The sequence below is a fragment of the Micromonospora sp. AMSO12t genome, assembly GCF_008806585.1.
Lineage (GTDB): Bacteria > Actinomycetota > Actinomycetes > Mycobacteriales > Micromonosporaceae > Micromonospora > Micromonospora reichwaldensis.
Map to the genome: position 1 here is coordinate 1 of NZ_WAAS01000154.1, position 15261 is coordinate 15261.

General features: G+C 69.5%; 17 protein-coding genes, 2 tRNA genes and 1 rRNA gene. 17 read left to right on the top strand and 3 right to left on the bottom strand.

The genetic code is table 11. The features are described 5' to 3' along the window. The first annotated feature begins 67 nt into the window (after nt 1–67). The 3 genes from F6X68_RS21050 (at nt 68) to F6X68_RS21060 (ending at nt 1635) form a co-directional block, all read left to right on the top strand. Nucleotides 68–325, top strand: coding sequence for a hypothetical protein (locus F6X68_RS21050; RefSeq protein WP_151455900.1), 258 nt, complete (start codon nt 68–70; stop codon nt 323–325). Further along, nucleotides 318–560, top strand: a complete 243-nt coding sequence (locus tag F6X68_RS21055; protein ID WP_151455901.1) for a hypothetical protein — start codon at nt 318–320, stop codon at nt 558–560. The genes F6X68_RS21050 and F6X68_RS21055 overlap by 8 nt, the downstream gene beginning before the upstream one ends. A gap of 349 nt (nt 561–909) precedes the next feature. Beyond that, a complete protein-coding gene (locus F6X68_RS21060; RefSeq protein ID WP_151455902.1) occupies nt 910–1635 on the top strand; it encodes a GntR family transcriptional regulator in 726 nt (241 codons plus the stop codon). On the opposite strand, the gene F6X68_RS21065 is transcribed toward F6X68_RS21060, so the two are convergent. After that, nucleotides 1636–2103, bottom strand: a complete 468-nt coding sequence (locus tag F6X68_RS21065) for a hypothetical protein (protein ID WP_151455903.1) — start codon at nt 2101–2103, stop codon at nt 1636–1638. A gap of 150 nt (nt 2104–2253) precedes the next feature. On the opposite strand from F6X68_RS21065, the gene F6X68_RS21070 reads away from it, so the two are divergent. From F6X68_RS21070 to F6X68_RS21100, 7 genes are all read left to right on the top strand, one after another. After that, nucleotides 2254–2682 (top strand): hypothetical protein, encoded by a 429-nt coding sequence (locus F6X68_RS21070; protein WP_192581481.1) that lies wholly within the window; start codon nt 2254–2256, stop codon nt 2680–2682. Nucleotides 2683–2848: 166 nt separating this feature from the next. After that, a complete protein-coding gene (locus F6X68_RS21075; RefSeq protein WP_225852334.1) occupies nt 2849–3076 on the top strand; it encodes a hypothetical protein in 228 nt (75 codons plus the stop codon). Then, nucleotides 3067–4500 carry an FtsK/SpoIIIE domain-containing protein gene (locus F6X68_RS21080; RefSeq protein ID WP_151455905.1) on the top strand — a complete coding sequence of 478 codons (1434 nt, stop codon included), beginning with the start codon at nt 3067–3069 and terminating at the stop codon, nt 4498–4500. Before F6X68_RS21075 ends, F6X68_RS21080 begins: the two co-directional genes overlap by 10 nt. Next, on the top strand, nt 4497–5168 hold the full coding sequence (locus tag F6X68_RS21085; protein WP_151455906.1) for a DUF2637 domain-containing protein: 672 nt from the start codon (nt 4497–4499) through the stop codon (nt 5166–5168). The genes F6X68_RS21080 and F6X68_RS21085 overlap by 4 nt, the downstream gene beginning before the upstream one ends. After that, a complete protein-coding gene (locus F6X68_RS21090) occupies nt 5165–6946 on the top strand; it encodes a replication initiator (protein WP_151455907.1) in 1782 nt (593 codons plus the stop codon). The genes F6X68_RS21085 and F6X68_RS21090 overlap by 4 nt, the downstream gene beginning before the upstream one ends. A gap of 20 nt (nt 6947–6966) precedes the next feature. Further along, nucleotides 6967–7185, top strand: a complete 219-nt coding sequence (locus F6X68_RS21095; RefSeq protein ID WP_018831717.1) for a helix-turn-helix domain-containing protein — start codon at nt 6967–6969, stop codon at nt 7183–7185. Continuing rightward, nucleotides 7185–8507 carry a site-specific integrase gene (locus F6X68_RS21100; RefSeq protein WP_151455908.1) on the top strand — a complete coding sequence of 441 codons (1323 nt, stop codon included), beginning with the start codon at nt 7185–7187 and terminating at the stop codon, nt 8505–8507. Before F6X68_RS21095 ends, F6X68_RS21100 begins: the two co-directional genes overlap by 1 nt. A 53-nt stretch (nt 8508–8560) precedes the next feature. Here the strand turns inward: F6X68_RS21100 and F6X68_RS21105 are convergent. After that, a tRNA-Gly gene (locus tag F6X68_RS21105) sits at nt 8561–8634 on the bottom strand. 180 nt (nt 8635–8814) lie between these two features. Between F6X68_RS21105 and F6X68_RS21110 the strand changes: the two genes are divergently transcribed. The 6 genes from F6X68_RS21110 to F6X68_RS21135 all read left to right on the top strand — a co-directional run bounded on the left by F6X68_RS21110 (nt 8815) and on the right by F6X68_RS21135 (nt 14317). Then, nucleotides 8815–8888: transfer RNA gene (locus tag F6X68_RS21110), tRNA-Pro, on the top strand. Nucleotides 8889–9024: 136 nt separating this feature from the next. Then, nucleotides 9025–10371: a trigger factor gene (tig, locus tag F6X68_RS21115; RefSeq protein WP_151455909.1), complete on the top strand. Its 1347-nt coding sequence runs from the start codon at nt 9025–9027 to the stop codon at nt 10369–10371. Between the two features lie 169 nt (nt 10372–10540). Beyond that, nucleotides 10541–11182: an ATP-dependent Clp protease proteolytic subunit gene (locus F6X68_RS21120; RefSeq protein WP_091628855.1), complete on the top strand. Its 642-nt coding sequence runs from the start codon at nt 10541–10543 to the stop codon at nt 11180–11182. 10 nt (nt 11183–11192) lie between these two features. Further along, nucleotides 11193–11855 carry an ATP-dependent Clp protease proteolytic subunit gene (locus tag F6X68_RS21125; protein ID WP_151455910.1) on the top strand — a complete coding sequence of 221 codons (663 nt, stop codon included), beginning with the start codon at nt 11193–11195 and terminating at the stop codon, nt 11853–11855. Nucleotides 11856–12074: 219 nt separating this feature from the next. Next, complete coding sequence (clpX, locus tag F6X68_RS21130; protein WP_151455911.1) at nt 12075–13370, top strand: ATP-dependent Clp protease ATP-binding subunit ClpX; 1296 nt, start codon at nt 12075–12077, stop codon at nt 13368–13370. 149 nt (nt 13371–13519) lie between these two features. Further along, nucleotides 13520–14317 carry a carbon-nitrogen hydrolase family protein gene (locus tag F6X68_RS21135; RefSeq protein ID WP_151455912.1) on the top strand — a complete coding sequence of 266 codons (798 nt, stop codon included), beginning with the start codon at nt 13520–13522 and terminating at the stop codon, nt 14315–14317. Nucleotides 14318–14320: 3 nt separating this feature from the next. Here the strand turns inward: F6X68_RS21135 and F6X68_RS21140 are convergent, their stop codons facing one another. Beyond that, a complete protein-coding gene (locus F6X68_RS21140) occupies nt 14321–14548 on the bottom strand; it encodes a hypothetical protein (RefSeq protein WP_151455913.1) in 228 nt (75 codons plus the stop codon). Nucleotides 14549–15192: 644 nt separating this feature from the next. On the opposite strand from F6X68_RS21140, the gene F6X68_RS21145 reads away from it, so the two are divergent. Next, nucleotides 15193–15261, top strand: a 16S ribosomal RNA gene (locus F6X68_RS21145); the annotation flags it as partial.

Below are 15261 nucleotides of genomic sequence, written 5' to 3' on the forward strand. Positions count from 1 at the left end.
CCCGGCCGGGGCGGAGCCCCGCAAGCCGGCGCCGCCCCGGCCGGGCGTCCCGGTGCCAGGCGACCTGGTGCTGATCGACGGTCGGGCCTCGGTGCAATTCGGCGGCGATCGCGCGCTGTGGCTCCGGGTGACGTCGGTCTGCGACAAGCCGACGTATCACGGCTGGGTGTGGCTGACCGGCTACGCCATCGACCTGGCCACCGGTAAGGCACTGGCGCGGCGTGAGGTCTTCGCGCAGATCGCCGGCCTTCAGATCCAGCGACGCACTACCAACAACGCGCCGGCTCGCAACGTGGCGCCGGTGATGAGGAGACGCGGTGTTTGACGTTCGGATACGACTCGGCGCGGTGCTGACGATCGATGCAGCCGATCGTCTCCTGCCGTCGGACGGGCCGGTGACGCTGTGGGTGACCGGGGTTCGGCTGGTAGCCAACCGTCCGCCGCAGGATGAGTGGATCTGGGTCGAGGGATTCAGGCTCGGTCCATCCGGCCGGCATGGCCGGCAGGCGCAGATCCTGGTACGCGCAAGCAAGCTCCCGCCGGACGGGGCGGCCCGGTGAGCACCTACCTGTCCAGTGCAGTGCGCGACCAACTCCGGGCGGCACAGGCACAGCTTGACCAGCACACCCCGTCGAGCGCGGACGGGCGCTGCGCCACATGCGGCGAGGAGGGTCCGTGCCCGCAGCGTCAGGCAGCGTTGCGGGTGTTCGGCCGGTACGGCTGCCTGCCGCGTCGGTGGCCGGGTGCGACTCGTCCGGAGTCGGTAGGAGCGCCGTCGTCGTGGTCGGGGTGGCTGGCCGCAGCGGTGGAGCGTGTGACGCCGAACGGCTGAGCTGACTTGTTCTGTCATGCAAACAACTCATAAGCTGCTGAGATTCATGCAGCGTTCCTAGGGTGGGGTGGCCCGCGATGGCGTACGAGATTCCGACGCCGAAATACCTGCGCGTGTTGAACACGCTGCGGAAGCGCATCGAGGACGGCGACTACGCCCCCGGTGCGGCACTGCCTTCGGAGAACCAGCTCTGTACGGAGTTCGGGGTGTCCCGCCCGACGGTGCTCAAGGCGCTGGGCATCCTCAAGCAGGACGGCTGGATCGAGTCCCAGCAGGGCAAGGGCAGCTTCGTACGCGGCCGGCCCGCCTCCGGGCGCACCTCTCCCGACTACGCCCGCGACGCGGTCGAGCTGGACGAGACCGGGGAGACAGAGATCCTGCACGTCGGCCCGGTACTCGCCTCACCGCGGATCGCGGCGGAGTTGAAGATCCCGGAGGGCACGCCGGTCTACGAACGGCGCCGCCGGACCGTCTCGGAGGCGGGGCCGGTGGACCTGGTCGCCACGTTCGTGCCGGTGGATATCGCGGTCGGTACCGACATCACCAAGCCGGACCCGATCCCGGGCGGCCTGCTCGACCTCATCGCGCGCCAGAAGGGCCTACGGGCCGACTATGCCAACGAGCGGATGACCGCCCGCCGAGTGAGCCAGCCTGAGGCTGAGGCGTTGGACGTGCCGGCCGACGAGTCGGTGATGAGGGTCGTCATCACTGTGCATCAGGCGTCCGGCGACCCGATCATGACGTCGGTCCTGGTGATGCCGGGCAGCCGTCACGAGATCGAAGACACCTACGCCTTGAGCTGATCAGCTCCAGTCGTCGCCGTAGAAGTCCTCGTCATCGTCGTCGGGCGGCAGTGGCGATTGCCACCAGAGGTCGATGAGGAACCTCTCGGTGCCGTCGATTGCGCCTCCATGAACCCGCACGCCGTAGACCCCAGCCCTCTGGGGAAGCGCAACCTCAGCCGCCGCTCCGGCGGTTATCTGCTCGACGAGGAGTTCACCGGTTGGGCAGTGCAATTCAAGCTGCCGCCAGCCGCTCCATGCGCCGCCGTCCGGCTCGGGCTCGGGCTCGGCAGGCCAAAGTCGCATCTGAAGCTCGACCTCGTGTGTGAGCGCCCGAACCGCGATTTGGTACGTGGACGCGCCGGCCACGTGGTCCTGGGAAGCCTCGTATGACTCGCCGTCGTCGCCGGCATCGCACCACACGTCACGAAGGACGAAGTGGCCGTAGTGGACGGAGACGGAGATGTTGTGCGCGGCAAGGGGTTCCACGCGGCTGAGACTCTCAACGCCCCCTGACACTCCGACATGAACCAACCTCATTAGACCCTTGCTTGTATTTACAAGCTGACGTAGCTTGTTAGCTCAACCGGTTGTCAGATAGACGATTGGTAAGGCTAGGAGGCTGTCCAGGTGGTTCCGATGACGTTGAAGGTGCCCGTCCCGTCCGAGTACGTGTTCCCCGCCGGGGCGTTGTGCCTGGGTGTGTCGCCGCAGATTGATTTTGAGCGGCGTGGTGAGGCGGACAACCAGGCGCGGGACAAGGAGTCCGGGGAGCGGGTCTGGGTGGTGCGGGTGATGGACCTGGACCCGGAGGCCGGGAAGTTCGGTCGGTCGACCGAGGTGAAGGTCAAGGTGGTCGCGGCGCAGCAGCCGGTGCCGCCGCCGTCGACGGTGCCGGGTTACCCGCCGGCGGTGGAGTTCGAGGGCCTGACCCTGACCCCGTATGTGGATTCGCAGCGGTGCAAGCCCGGTCGCTCGTCGGGTGACTGCCGCTCCCGCATGGCGTACTCGCTGCGGGCTACCGCCATTCGTCCGGCGTCGACCGTTCCCGGTTCGGTGGCGGCCTGAGCGGTCGTTGTTTGGCGCGCGGGGCGGGTCGTTTCCCCGCCAAGAGTCCCGGCCCGTCCCGCGCTTCTTCCATCCCTCAGCTGATGAAGGAGGGCGTGATGCCCACCGTAGTTCCCCCTGCCCTGACCTGCTCTGAGGGCCGCTGCTCGTCGGGGTGGTGGTCCTGATGTCCCGTACCCGTCTGGTCGGCCTGCGCCACGCCTACCGGGAGGTGGAGGCGGCCGTGCGGTCGGCGTTGCGGTTGTCGCCGGCTTCGGCGCGGGTGTGCGCGATCCGCTGCCCCCGCTGCGAGGAGTGGGTGAAGCCGCGCCGGTTCGACCTGCGCCGCATGTCCTGCCGCTCCTGCATTTCGACCCTGGCCCGTCCTGGCAGGGGTGGTGACCTGTGCCTCTGATCAACATCATTCCGGGCGACAAGATCCCCGTCGCGCCGATGAACGTGCGCCTTCCGGCGTGGCGGGTCCCGGGTTGGCTGCTGGTGTTCTGGTGGCTGGCCCGGGGCCTGTTCCGCCTCACCGTGCTGGCGGTGCGGTACTGGTGGCTCACCACCTCGACCGTGGCCGCTCTGTGGGTGCGGGCCGAGTATGGCGGCTGGGTCCTGGCCGTCGTCGTCCTGGCGGTCGCCGTCGGGTGTGCGGCCTGGTGGCGGTGGCACCCGGCGTCATGGCTGCGCTTCGGCTGGTACCCGATCGTCGGCCGGGTCCGTGCGTTGGTGGTCTACCGGCGGCGGTGGGCGTCGGTAATGGCGACGTGTGGGCTGGCGACGGTTTTCGCCGGTGACCGCTACGTGCCGCAGCTTCTCAAGGTGCGCTGCGACCGGTACGGCGATGAGTTGACCGTGCGGTTGTTGCCGGGGCAGATCCCGGATGACTGGGGGCAGGCCGCGGAACGCCTCGCCTACGCCTTCCGCCTTCGCACCGGCCAAGCCCGCTCGACGGCCCGCCCGGATCGGGTGGTGATCCGATTTCTGCGCCGTGACCCCTTGGCCGGCACCGTGGCCCCGATGCCGGTGGCTCAGGTGCCGGACCTCGGCGGGCTCACGCTCGGTGTGCGCGAGGACGGGCAGCCGTACCGGCTGCGCCTGGCCGGCTCGCATGTGCTCATCGCCGGGGCCACGAACTCCGGCAAGGGGTCGGTGTTGTGGTCGCTGATCCGTTCCTTGGCCGGCGGTGTCAGGTCGGGGTTGGTGGAGCTGTGGGCGTTCGACCCGAAGGGCGGGATGGAGTTGGCGGCCGGGGTGCCGCTGTTCGCCCGGTTCTCCTACGACGACCCGGACGGCATGGCCGGCGTCCTGGAAGAGGCCGTCAAGCGGATGCGGCTGCGGGCGGCCCGGCTGCGCGGGGTCGCCCGCCAGCACACGCCGACGCCGGATGAGCCGCTGATCGTCCTGGTGGTCGACGAGCTGGCGGCGCTGACGGCGTACATCACCGATCGGAAGGTCCGCGACCGGATCAAGGAAGCCCTCGGCCTGCTCCTCTCCCAGGGGCGCGCGGTCGGCGTGCACGTGGTCGCCGCACTCCAAGATCCCCGTAAGGACGTGCTGCCCTTCCGGGACCTGTTCCCGACCCGCATCGGGCTGCGGCTGACCGAACCGGAGCAGGTGGACATGGTTCTCGGCGACTCCGCCCGTGACCGGGGCGCGCTCTGCGACCGCATCCCCGAATCGTCGCCTGGCGTGGGGTTCGTCGTCCTCGATGGCGTCCGCGAACCCGTCCGGGTCCGTTTCGCCTACCTCACTGACGACGACATCCGCGAGCTGGGCCGTGACTACCGGCGGCTCTGCGACGACATCAATGACGAGCAGGAGGTGACCAAGTGAAGGCCAACGCGAACGCAGACCGGGTGGAGGGCGTCGTCCTGGTCCTCATCGTCCTCACGGTGGGCGGGCTGGCAGGGGCGGCGTCGTTCACCCATGTCCACGACTGGACCATGGCCAACTCTCCGGCCGGTACGGGGGATTGGTTCGGCTGGGCCAACGCCGCGATCTCCGAACTTCTGCCCTTGGCGGCGCTGTTGACGATCCGGCGGCGGCGCCGCACCGGCGGGCCGATCGGGTACCCGATGTTCCTGCTCGTCTGCGCCGTTGCCCTGTCGCTGTCGGCGCAACTCGCTGTGGCCAAGCCGGGCGTGTCCGGGTGGCTGCTGTCGGCCGTGCCGGCGCTGGCGTTCCTCGGCTTGTCCAAGCTCGTCTTCTCCACCACCCCCGCCCCGGCGGCGGCCTCCGTCGGCAGGCCGGCAGAGGCCGACGGCTGGGGTGACGTCCCGCCCGGCTATGACCCGGTTGAGGATCGGCCGTCCGTTGACGTCGTCGACGAGGACCAGGCGGTGACCGTCGCCGCGGAAGCCGCCGACGAGCAGCCTCGACCGGCGGCGCTCCGCCCGGTCCCCGTGACTCCGGTGGAGCGGCGGCCGGGACTGGTGCCCGTGCCAGCGGCAGCATTCGCGCCCCGCAACGGCAGCGTCTTCGGCGGGGAGCGTGACCGGTGAGCCAACTCGACCTGATCCCCACGACTCCCGTCGAGCAGCCCCGGCCGGGGTCGCGGGCAGACCGGATGCGCAAGCCCCTCGCCAAGGACGCGCTCAAGCAACTCGCCGAACAGAACGGCGTCTGCGTCCGCCCGCTGGCCCTGCGCCGTACCGACACTGCCACCGGTCTGACCGAGGTGGTGGAGGTGCCTTGCGGGGCGACCCTGGCGGTCAAGTGCAAGCCGTGCGCGGAGCGGGGTCGGCGGTTGCGCATCCAACAGATCCGCGAGGGCTGGCACCTCGCCGACGAACCTGCCGTCCGCCCCGACCAACCCGGAGAAGACGTCCTCGCCCTCGTCCGAGTCCGGGCACACCTGGAATTCGAGCGCGAAGCCGCGCAGTACCAACCGATGACGCCCGACGAGCGGGCCGCGCACCTGGCCGAGATCGACGCCGCGATAGCCGAGCTTGACGAAGCCCTCGCCGAGACCAGCCTGCGTGGGCACCTGACCCCGAAGGAGCGCGACGAGCGGCCCCGGCGGAAGCGCTCGACCCGGCGGCGGCAGGACTCCCCAGACCTGCCACGCCTGCCCGTCGACCCGCGCACGGTCGGACGGGCCTACTCGGGCAAGGCAGGCAAGACCCACCGGCCGTCGATGCTCATCACGCTCACCTTGGGCTCGCACGGGCCGGTGCACTCCCACCTGCGGCGCGGCGCCTACGTCGCCCCCTGCGAGTGCGGCCAGCGCCACGGCCCGTATGACGACGTGCTCGGCACACCGGTCGACCCCGCCAGCTACAACTACCGGCGGGCTGCCCTGGACTCGATTCACTTCGCGCGGGTCCTCGACCGGTGGTGGCAGAACGTCCGCCGCGCCGCCGGCTGGAACGTCCAATACGCGGGAGCGGTAGAGCTGCAACGCCGCCTCGCCCCGCACGCGCACTTCGCCATCCGCGGCACCCTGCCCCGCCGGCTGCTCAAGCAGATCGCGGCGGCTACCTACCACCAGGTGTGGTGGCCACCCTTCGACGAGATGGCCTACCCGGTCGACAAGCCTCCGGTCTGGGACGTCGATCAGCAGGCGTACGTCGACCCCAAGACGCGCGAGCCGCTGCCCACCTGGAGTGAAGCCCTCGACGCCCTGGAGGAACCCGACAGCCGCCCCGCCTACGTCGCCCGGCTCGGGCGTATCGACGCTCGGGGCATCGAGCAGGGCACCAAGGACGCGGAGCGGTCCATCCGGTACGTGACCAAGTACGTCACCAAGGATCTGACCGACCAAGCCAAGCCGCGGTCCGACGGGCAGAAGGCGCACTTCGACCGGCTGCACGCGGAACTGGCCGTGCTGCCGTGCTCGCCGACGTGCGCGAACTGGCTGCTGTACGGAGTCCAGCCCGACGGGGTCAAGGCCGGCTTGACCCCCGGCCGCTGCACGGGGAAGGTGCACCAACGCTCCACCCTCGGCTTCACCGGCCGACGCGTCCTCGTCTCCCGCCAATGGTCCGGCAAAACCCTCGCCGACCACCGCGCCGACAACCGCGCCTGGGTCCGCGCCATCCTCGCCGGCGGCATGGCCGACACCGAAGAACACGACCAGGCGCCCGACGAGACGGACGGGTCGAAGCGATACCGGTTCGAACTCGCCCGACCCGAAGACCCCGACGTGCCGCCCCTGGAACACCGCCTCCTGCGCGCCATATCCGCCCGCATCCGATGGCGTGCAGACCTCGACACCGCCCGGATACGAACAGCCGCCGCCGTGTCGGCACCCGCACAATCCGCCGCGCTCGCGGCCTGAACCTCAAGAGGAGCAACCGCATGAACGACGAGCTGTTGACCGCTGACGAGGTCGCCGCTCGCCTGAAGGCAACGCCGCGATTCGTCCGCCGGCTGGTCGCCGAACGACGGATCGCCTTCGTCAAGGTCGGCCGCCTGGTTCGCTTCGAGGCGTCGGCCGTCGCCGCCTACATCGACAGCAACCGGGTTGTACCGATGACCCGGGCGCACCTGCGCGACTACCTGGGGGAGGTGGCCTGATGGCGGCCAGCAAGGGTCGGCGGCGTTTCGGCAACGTGCGTCGCCTCCCCTCGGGTCGTTACCAGGCGCGGTACCTCGGCCCGGACGGGTTGGAGCGGAAGGCGCCGCACACCTTCGAAACCGAGCGCCAGGCGGCCAAGTGGTTGACCGTGGTGGAGTCCGAGATCATCAAGGGGGAGTGGACGGCCCCGGAGGCGGGGGAGGTCAAGCTCGACGCGTACGGCCGGAAGTGGATCGCCGAACGCAAGCTCCAGCCGCGCACGCGGGAGAACTACGAAGACCTGTTCCGGCTGCACATCCGCCCGCACCTCGGCGCGCTCGCCCTGGGCGCGATCAAGCCGCAGACCATCCGCACCTGGCGCCGGACGCTGCTCGACGGTGGCACCACGGAGCCGCAGGCGGTCAAGGCGTACTCACTCCTCCGGGCGATCCTTAACACCGCCGTGAAGGAAGACGAGCTGATCCGGCAGAACCCCTGCCGCATCCCGGGCTATGACCGCTATCACACGCCTGAGCGGCCGGTGGCGACCGTCGCCCAAGTGCTCGCGCTCGCCGAGCGGATGCCACCCCGGTTCGCCGCGCTGGTGATCGTCGCCGCGTTCTCCGGCCTTCGCTGGGGCGAGTTGGCGGCGCTGCGCCGCTCGGACGTCGACCTCGCGGCCGGCACGGTTCGCGTCCCGCGCAAGCTGGCTGCACTGCGCAACGGGATGGAGTTCGGGCCGCCCAAGTCGGAGGCGGGCAACCGGACGGTGACCCTGCCGGCGGCGGCCCGGACCGCGCTGGCCGATCACCTGACCGAGTACGTGGGGGAGGGGTCGGAGGCGCTGGTCTTCACGGGAGACAAGGGTGCGGTGCTGCGTTCCGGCAACTTCCGGCGGGCGGTCGGCTGGGCGGCGGCGCTGCGGGCGGCTGGCATGCCAGAGGGCTTCCACTTCCACGACCTGCGGCACACGGGTAACAACCTGGCGGCGGCGACCGGGGCCAGCACCCGGGACCTGATGCACCGGATGGGCCACGCGAGCATGCGGGCGGCCCTGGTCTACCAGCACGCCAACAGCGAGCGGGATCGGGAGATCGCCGACGCTATGGACCGCCGGATCGTCAAGCAGGCGAAGCGAGCGGTGGCGCCGGCCAAGGCGAGCAAGACGAAGGACAAGGCGCCCAAGGGCAAGGCTGCCAAGCAGAACGCGGCCAAGGAGAAGCCGGCGACGGGCAAGGCGGCCAAGGGCACGAAGCCGAAGCGGCCGGCACCCGAACCCGCCTCGGACGGCACGGCCGGTGCTACTGGCACGCCAATGGCACGCAAGATCAAAGAGGGCTGAAACGAGAACGGCCCAGGCTCGGCGAGAACGTCGCTGACCTGGGCCGGTACTGCTGGAGCGGGCGACGAGAATCGAACTCGCACCGTCAGTTTGGAAGACTGAAGCTCTGCCATTGAGCTACGCCCGCGTGCGCCCCGCCATCGCAGGGCGCGCCGACAGCGTACCGAATGACCCGCGTGCTCCGCGCGGCCGTATCCCCGGCGGGCCGGTGTCGGAGCGTCGGATGTCCGGTTGGTCCCCCTTCGGCGCGTTGAGGGACGCCCCGGGACTTCCGGCGGGTCGCGACGGCATAGACTGCTCGTCGCCACGGGGTGTGGCGCAGCTTGGTAGCGCACTCGCTTTGGGAGCGAGGGGCCGTGGGTTCAAATCCCGCCACCCCGACTGTCGTCCGCGGCCGGCCGCCGGGGTCGCCCTCTGTGCGGTCCCCGGCCGCTGCCGGTGCGTCCGGCCGGCTCGCCTACACTCGATGGGCTAATCACGCCCAGACTAAAACCGAGATCCGTCAAGGAGTACGCCTGTGAAGAGCACCGTCGAGACTCTGAGCCCGACGCGCGTGCGGCTCGCCATCGAGGTGCCGTTCGTCGAGCTCGAGCCGAGCCTCAGGAAGGCGTACCGGGAGATCGGGCAGCAGGTCCAGGTGCCCGGCTTCCGCAAGGGCAAGATTCCTGCGGCCGTGATCGACCAGCGGGTCGGCCGGGGCACCGTCCTCAACGAGGCGGTGCAGGAGGCCATCCCGCAGAACATCCTCGCCGCCGTCCGCGAGCACGACCTGAAGACGCTCGGCCGCCCCGAGGTCGAGATCACCGAGTTCAACGACGGTGACTCGCTGAACTTCACCGCCGAGGTCGACGTCCGCCCGGAGATCACCCTGCCGGACCCGGCCACCATCGAGGTGACCGTCGACGAGCTGCAGATCGACGACAGCGAGATCGACGAGCAGGTGAAGAACCTGCGCGAGCGGTTCGCCACCCTGAAGACCGTCGAGCGGGCCGCCCAGGAGGGCGACTACGTCCAGATCGACCTGAACGCGACCGTCGACGGCGAGGACGTGCCGGGCGGCTCCGCCAGCAACATCTCCCACGAGGTCGGCAGCAAGCAGCTCCTCCCGGGCCTGGACGAGGCCGTCGTCGGCCTGGCCGCCGGCGAGGACACCAGCTTCACCACCCAGCTCGTCGGCGGCGACTTCGCCGGCCGCGACGCCGAGGTGGCGGTGACCGTCCGCACGGTCAAGGAGAAGGAGCTGCCGGAGCTCAACGACGAGTTCGCCCAGATGGCGAGCGAGTTCGACACCATCGAGGAGCTGCGCGGCGACCTGCGGGAGCGGGTCACCCGGGGCAAGCGGGTCGAGCAGATCTACGCCGCCCGCGACAAGGCGCTGGAGCAGATGGTGGCCGCCGCCGAGGTGCCGGCGCCGGAGGGCATCGTCCGCGAGGAGGTCGAGAGCCGCAAGCAGGCGATGGTCGACCAGCTCGAGCGGATCGGCGCCTCCCTGGAGGAATACCTCGCGGCCGAGGAGAAGACCGAGGAGCAGATCGACGCCGAGCTGACCGAGGCGGCGACCGAGGGCGTCAAGGTCCAGCTGCTGCTGGACACCCTGGCCGACGCCGAGGACGTGCAGGTCTCCGACGACGAGTTCGGCCACGAGATCGTGCACCGGGCCCAGCGCGCCGGGATGGCTCCGCAGCAGTACTACGACCAGCTGGTCCGCTCGGGCGCGGCCGGTGCCGTCTTCGGTGACGTGCGGCGGGGCAAGGCCCTGGCCTCGGTCATGGAGCGCATCAAGATCAAGGACTCGGCGGGCGTCGAGGTCACCCTCGACGCGCTGCGCGCCGAGAACGAGGCCGAGCACAACCACGAGCACTGACAGCGCGGGGAGGCCGCCGTCCGCCGCCTGCGGTGGACGGCGGCCGATTCCCTTTTCGGGTACGCCTCGGCGGTACTGCGCTGATAGCGAACACTGCCCGGACCGGCGCTCTGCCATCCGGCTGAGCGGTTAGTGTCGGGTAGGACGGTACGGAGAGCGAAGGGCTGCCATGACCGACATGCACATCCAAGCGAAGCCGCTCCGGGCGATCGATGCCCGCGGTGGCGACACCATTGGCAACCTCGACGACTCGGTCTACAACCGGTTGCTCAAGGAACGCATCATCTTCCTGGGCAGCGAGGTGACCGACCAGGTCGCCAACCGCATCTGCGCGCAGCTCCTGCTGCTCGCCGCGGAGGACCCGGACCGCGACATCAACCTCTGGATCAACTCGCCGGGCGGTTCGGTCTACTCCGGCATGGCGATCTACGACACCATGCAGTTCATCGACAACGACGTCTCGACCGTGGCGATGGGCATGGCGGCGTCCATGGGTCAGCTGCTGCTCTGCGCCGGCACCAAGGGCAAGCGCTACGCCCTGCCGCACGCGCGGATCATGATGCACCAGCCCTCCGGCGGTCTGGGCGGCACCGCGTCCGACATCGCCATCCAGGCGGAGCAGATGCTCTACACCAAGCGGATGTTCCAGGAGCGGGTCGCGCACCACACCGGCCAGAGCCAGGCGCAGATCGAGGCCGACTCCGACCGCGACCGCTGGTTCACCGCCCAGGAGGCCCTGGACTACGGCTTCATCGACAAGGTGATCATCGGGGCCGCCCAGGTTCCGGATGGCGCCGGGACCCTGAGCTGAGGAGCTGACGATGACCGACCTGAGCCTGCCGCCCCAGTTCGCGGCCGTGCACAACCGCTACGTCCTGCCGTCGTTCGTCGAGCGCACGTCGTACGGGGTGAAGGAGTCCAACCCCTACAACAAGCTCTTCGAGGACCGGATCATCTTCCTCGGCGTCCAGGTCGACGACGCGTCGGCCAACGACGTGATGGCGCAGCTGCTGACGCTCGAGGGCACCGACCCGGACCGCGACATCATCATGTACATCAACTCGCCCGGCGGTTCGTTCACCGCCATGACGGCGATCTACGACACCATGCAGTACGTCCGTCCGGACATCTCGACGGTCTGCCTCGGCCAGGCCGCCAGCGCGGCCGCCGTGCTGCTGTCGGCCGGCACCCCGGGCAAGCGGATGGCGCTGCCGAACTCGCGGATCATCATCCACCAGCCGGCCACCGAGGGCGGCTACGGGCAGGGCTCGGACATCGAGATCCAGGCCCGGGAGATCCTGCGGATGCGGACGCAGCTCGAGGAGATGCTCTCCCGGCACTGCAACCGGCCGATCGAGAAGGTCCGCAAGGACATCGACCGTGACAAGATCATGACGGCCGAGGAGTCCAAGGAGTACGGGCTGGTGGACACCATCCTCACCAGCCGCAAGAAGGGCCTGCTGGCGGCCAACGCCGCCAGCTGAACAGCTCGGGTCGCGGTCGGCCGGGAGTCCGCTCCCGGCCGACCGTCTGACACACCCGATTTGGGGGTCGGAGAAACCTCCGCCAGCGGGTAACGTCGGGTCTGTGCCGCTCCACCGGTCCGCCGGCGGGGTGAAACGAGCGGGGTGAAACGAGGCGGGCGCTTCCACGTCCGCAGGCAAGGGCCGGGTCTCCGGCCGACGAGTGCAGGGAGAACGTAGGTGGCACGGATCGGTGACGGCGGCGACCTACTGAAATGCTCGTTCTGCGGTAAGTCGCAGAAGCAGGTCAAGAAGCTCATCGCGGGCCCTGGGGTCTACATCTGCGACGAGTGCATCGATCTCTGCAACGAGATCATCGAGGAGGAGTTGGCCGAGTCCGGCGAGGTGAAGTGGGAAGAGCTTCCCAAGCCGATGGAGATCTGCCAGTTCCTCGACACCTACGTCGTCGGGCAGGACCAGGCCAAGAAGGCGCTCGCCGTCGCGGTCTACAACCACTACAAGCGGATCCAGGCTGAGGCGGCCGGCGCGCCGGGCTCCGGCAGTGACGCCGTCGAGCTGGCCAAGTCCAACATCCTGCTGCTCGGCCCGACAGGGTGCGGCAAGACCCACCTGGCGCAGACCCTGGCGCGGATGCTGAACGTGCCGTTCGCCATCGCCGACGCCACCGCGCTGACGGAGGCCGGCTACGTCGGCGAGGACGTGGAGAACATTCTCCTCAAGCTGATCCAGGCCGCCGACTACGACATCAAGCGCGCCGAGACCGGCATCATCTACATCGACGAGGTCGACAAGATCGCCCGCAAGTCGGAGAACCCGTCGATCACGCGGGACGTCTCCGGCGAGGGCGTCCAGCAGGCGCTGCTCAAGATGCTGGAAGGCACGGTGGCCAACGTGCCGCCGCAGGGTGGGCGCAAGCACCCCCACCAGGAGTTCATCCAGATCGACACCACAAACGTGCTGTTCATCTGTGGTGGTGCCTTCGCCGGGCTCGACCAGATCATCGAGGCCCGCACCGGCCACGGCGGCACGGGCTTCGGCGCCCGGCTCCGGTCGGTCTCCGAGCGGTCGACCGACGACATCTTCAGCCAGGTCATGCCGGAGGACATGCTGAAGTTCGGGCTGATCCCCGAGTTCATCGGCCGGCTGCCGGTGATCACCAACGTGCGCAGCCTCGACCGCATCGCCCTGGTGCGCATCCTCACCGAGCCGCGCAACGCCCTGGTCCGGCAGTACCAGCGCCTCTTCGAGCTCGACGGCGTCGAGCTGGAGTTCGAGCCGCCGGCCCTGGAGGCGATCGCCGACCAGGCGATGCTGCGCGGCACGGGCGCCCGCGGCCTGCGCGCGATCATGGAAGAGGTCCTGCTCTCCGTGATGTACGAGGTGCCGAGCAACCCCGACGCCGCCCGGGTGCTGATCACCCGCGAGGTGGTGCTCGAGAACGTCAACCCGACGATCGTTCCCCGCGAGTTCACCGGCCGGCGTGCCCGGCGGGACCGCGAGGAGAAGTCGGCCTGATCCACCGCCGCCGCGCCCGACCACTCCGGTCGGGCGCGGTGTCGTGTCCGGCCCGGCCGACGCCGGTGGCCCGATCCACCCGTGGCCCGGGAGCCCCGCCACCTCTTCGACGCTGTCGCCGCGCCCCCCTCCGGTCGTACGCTGATCCCATGCGCGTCGCCGTCTGTCAGCTGAACTCGCGGGAAGACCGTGAGGCGAACCTCGCGGCCGCGGAGGCCCTGCTGGAACGCGCGGCGGCAGCCGGCGCGGACCTGGCGCTCCTGCCGGAGTGCGTCGACTACCTCGGCCCCACAGCGGGTCTCCCCGAACCGGAGCCGGTCGACGGCGAGGTCGGCCAGTTCTTCGCCGGCGTCGCCCGGCGGCTGGGCATGTGGCTGATCGCCGGGTCGATCCACGAGCGCGGGCCGGATCCGGCCCGCACCTGGAACACCTCCCTGGTCTTCGACCGCTCCGGCACGCTCGCCGCCAGCTACCGCAAGATCCATCTGTACGACGTGGAGATCCCCGGCCGGGTCTCCTACCTGGAGTCGGCCACCGTGGCCCCGGGCGACCAGCCGGTGGTCGTCGACGTCGAGGGCCTTCGCGTGGGCCTGTCGATCTGCTACGACCTCCGGTTCCCGGAGCTGTACCGGCGGCTCGTGATCGAGGGCGGCACCCAGTTGCTCGTGGTGCCGGCGGCCTTCACCCTCCACACGGGTAGGGATCACTGGGAGGTGCTGCTGCGCGCGCGGGCGATCGAGAACCAGTGCTTCGTCGCCGCGGCGGGGCAGACCGGCGACCACCAGCCGAGCCGGAGCTGTTACGGCCGCAGCATGGTGGTCGACCCGTGGGGGACGGTGCTCACCCAGGTGCCCGACGGCCCGGGCCTGGCCGTCGCCGACCTCGATCTCGACCGGCTGCGGACGATCCGCGCCGAGCTGCCCAGCCTCGCGAACCGCCGCCTCTGACGCTCACCCCTGAAGCAGTACGCCCAGCACGGCGAAGCCGGCGATCGCGGCGGCCGTGACCAGGAGTGCCGTCGTCATGCGGGACCGACCACGGCGGGCCAGCCGAGCCACCGAGACCAGGACGACGAAGACCACGAAGGCGCCGATGACCAGCTGCCAGAACGGCAGCAGCAGTCCCGTCAGCGCGTCCTCGGCGAGCATGGTCACCCGGGTGCGCGGGAGGTCAGCCATGACAGACACTCTGGCACGCCGGGACCGCCTTGGGACCCCGGCGGTCATCACGAATGCGCGACCGCCGGCGGTCGTTCCGGACCGACAGTGACGAACGCCGATTTGCCTTCTCCGGGCGGGCGGCGTAACTTTCTCTCTGCACGCGGGAGGCCGGACAAACCGGCCGACAACGGCACCAGGCTCGTGGCGGAGACGCCGGGCGAGGCTGAGGATCCGGGCGGTGCGAGGACACTCCAAGATGGGGTTGCGATCGCGAGGCCGACCGGGTAGAGTTCGGAAGCCGGCAGGAGCCGGGCGGATGGCCACGAAGTGGCGATCGGCCGGTCTGCGGTTCCCCACGACAGCAACGACCGCCGTGATACGGCGAGCGTCATCGTGGATTCGGAACACTTCCTTGATCACCTCGGACACGAGGTTGACGACGGGAAGCGAACCGAGTAAGGTAAAGAGGTTGCCCTAAGCGGGTTCCCACGATGTGGGACGCCCGGGCGGTGTGTGGTTGTTCTTTGAGAACTCAACAGGGTGCTTGATAAGCCAGTGCCAATTATGATTTATACCCCGGACTGGCAGACCGTTTATGGTTTGTTGGTCTTGGATTCCTTTGGCAACACTTTTTGTTGTCGGGACAGTTTTTCAACAAGTTTTTGTTGGAGAGTTTGATCCTGGCTCAGGACGAACGCTGGCGGCGTGCTTAACACATGCAAGTCGAGCGG

Bases quoted from the DNA above. Each gene is read 5' to 3' on its own strand.
- F6X68_RS21060 (WP_151455902.1), top strand. From the start codon at position 910: ATGGCGTACGAGATTCCGACGCCGAAATACCTGCGCGTGTTGAACACG.
- F6X68_RS21070 (WP_192581481.1), top strand. From the start codon at position 2,254: ATGACGTTGAAGGTGCCCGTCCCGTCCGAGTACGTGTTCCCCGCCGGG.
- F6X68_RS21075 (WP_225852334.1), top strand. From the start codon at position 2,849: ATGTCCCGTACCCGTCTGGTCGGCCTGCGCCACGCCTACCGGGAGGTG.
- F6X68_RS21095 (WP_018831717.1), top strand. From the start codon at position 6,967: ATGAACGACGAGCTGTTGACCGCTGACGAGGTCGCCGCTCGCCTGAAG.
- F6X68_RS21100 (WP_151455908.1), top strand. From the start codon at position 7,185: ATGGCGGCCAGCAAGGGTCGGCGGCGTTTCGGCAACGTGCGTCGCCTC.
- F6X68_RS21120 (WP_091628855.1), top strand. From the start codon at position 10,541: ATGACCGACATGCACATCCAAGCGAAGCCGCTCCGGGCGATCGATGCC.
- F6X68_RS21125 (WP_151455910.1), top strand. From the start codon at position 11,193: ATGACCGACCTGAGCCTGCCGCCCCAGTTCGCGGCCGTGCACAACCGC.
- F6X68_RS21135 (WP_151455912.1), top strand. From the start codon at position 13,520: ATGCGCGTCGCCGTCTGTCAGCTGAACTCGCGGGAAGACCGTGAGGCG.
- F6X68_RS21140 (WP_151455913.1), bottom strand. From the start codon at position 14,548: ATGGCTGACCTCCCGCGCACCCGGGTGACCATGCTCGCCGAGGACGCG.